Source organism: Pseudarthrobacter enclensis (assembly GCF_030811655.1).
GTDB classification, from domain to species: domain Bacteria; phylum Actinomycetota; class Actinomycetes; order Actinomycetales; family Micrococcaceae; genus Arthrobacter; species Arthrobacter enclensis_A.
Genome location: NZ_JAUSRE010000055.1, coordinates 1 through 1,913, shown reverse-complemented (window position 1 = coordinate 1,913; position 1,913 = coordinate 1). Strand labels below are relative to the sequence as shown.

The 1,913-nt window shown below is 54.9% G+C and carries 1 rRNA gene; it reads right to left on the bottom strand.

What is annotated here, in order from left to right:
* Positions 1-203 precede the first annotated feature (203 nt).
* Positions 204-1,728: ribosomal RNA gene (locus J2X98_RS22155) — 16S ribosomal RNA — on the bottom strand.
* Between the last annotated feature and the right edge of the window lie 185 nt (positions 1,729-1,913).

Genomic DNA, 1,913 nt, shown 5'->3' with positions numbered 1-1,913 from the left:
ACCCAGCAGAACAAACCACACAACGTTCCTGAACCCCGAAAGATCCGTACTAGCACATGGTCCGTGCCACCAGGCACCTATTTGTTGATATTCCACCCATGAGCACCCGCCACGAAACATTCGTCCGTGCAACGGGCTGTTACTCCTGACAACACCACACCACCAACATGCGTTCGTGATGGATAGTTGTAGGTGCTCCTTAGAAAGGAGGTGATCCAGCCGCACCTTCCGGTACGGCTACCTTGTTACGACTTAGTCCCAATCGCCAGTCCCACCTTCGACAGCTCCCTCCCACAAGGGGTTAGGCCACCGGCTTCGGGTGTTACCAACTTTCGTGACTTGACGGGCGGTGTGTACAAGGCCCGGGAACGTATTCACCGCAGCGTTGCTGATCTGCGATTACTAGCGACTCCGACTTCATGGGGTCGAGTTGCAGACCCCAATCCGAACTGAGACCGGCTTTTTGGGATTAGCTCCACCTCACAGTATCGCAACCCTTTGTACCGGCCATTGTAGCATGCGTGAAGCCCAAGACATAAGGGGCATGATGATTTGACGTCGTCCCCACCTTCCTCCGAGTTGACCCCGGCAGTCTCCTATGAGTCCCCACCATCACGTGCTGGCAACATAGAACGAGGGTTGCGCTCGTTGCGGGACTTAACCCAACATCTCACGACACGAGCTGACGACAACCATGCACCACCTGTAAACCAACCCCAAAGGGGAAGGACTGTTTCCAGCCCGGTCTGGTTCATGTCAAGCCTTGGTAAGGTTCTTCGCGTTGCATCGAATTAATCCGCATGCTCCGCCGCTTGTGCGGGCCCCCGTCAATTCCTTTGAGTTTTAGCCTTGCGGCCGTACTCCCCAGGCGGGGCACTTAATGCGTTAGCTACGGCGCGGAAAACGTGGAATGTCCCCCACACCTAGTGCCCAACGTTTACGGCATGGACTACCAGGGTATCTAATCCTGTTCGCTCCCCATGCTTTCGCTCCTCAGCGTCAGTTAATGCCCAGAGACCTGCCTTCGCCATCGGTGTTCCTCCTGATATCTGCGCATTTCACCGCTACACCAGGAATTCCAGTCTCCCCTACATCACTCTAGTCTGCCCGTACCCACCGCAGATCCGGAGTTGAGCCCCGGACTTTCACGGCAGACGCGACAAACCGCCTACGAGCTCTTTACGCCCAATAATTCCGGATAACGCTTGCGCCCTACGTATTACCGCGGCTGCTGGCACGTAGTTAGCCGGCGCTTCTTCTGCAGGTACCGTCACTTACGCTTCTTCCCTACTGAAAGAGGTTTACAACCCGAAGGCCGTCATCCCTCACGCGGCGTCGCTGCATCAGGCTTGCGCCCATTGTGCAATATTCCCCACTGCTGCCTCCCGTAGGAGTCTGGGCCGTGTCTCAGTCCCAGTGTGGCCGGTCACCCTCTCAGGCCGGCTACCCGTCGTCGCCTTGGTAGGCCATTACCCCACCAACAAGCTGATAGGCCGCGAGTCCATCCAAAACCACAAAAGCTTTCCACCAACCACCATGCGATGGAAGGTCATATCCGGTATTAGACCCAGTTTCCCAGGCTTATCCCAGAGTCAAGGGCAGGTTACTCACGTGTTACTCACCCGTTCGCCACTAATCCCCAGTGCAAGCACCGGTTCATCGTTCGACTTGCATGTGTTAAGCACGCCGCCAGCGTTCATCCTGAGCCAGGATCAAACTCTCCGTTGAAAACAAACAGACACAACCAAGAACCACGGAAATAACGCGGAACCAGGCTGCACAAAATTTGAAACCAGCCAAAAACACCAAACCAATACCACAGGGGCGGCACGATTCGGCAAATTCAACCAATTACATACATAATCGGTATCAACAAACTTGGCACACTATTGAGTTCTCAAACAACAGACACA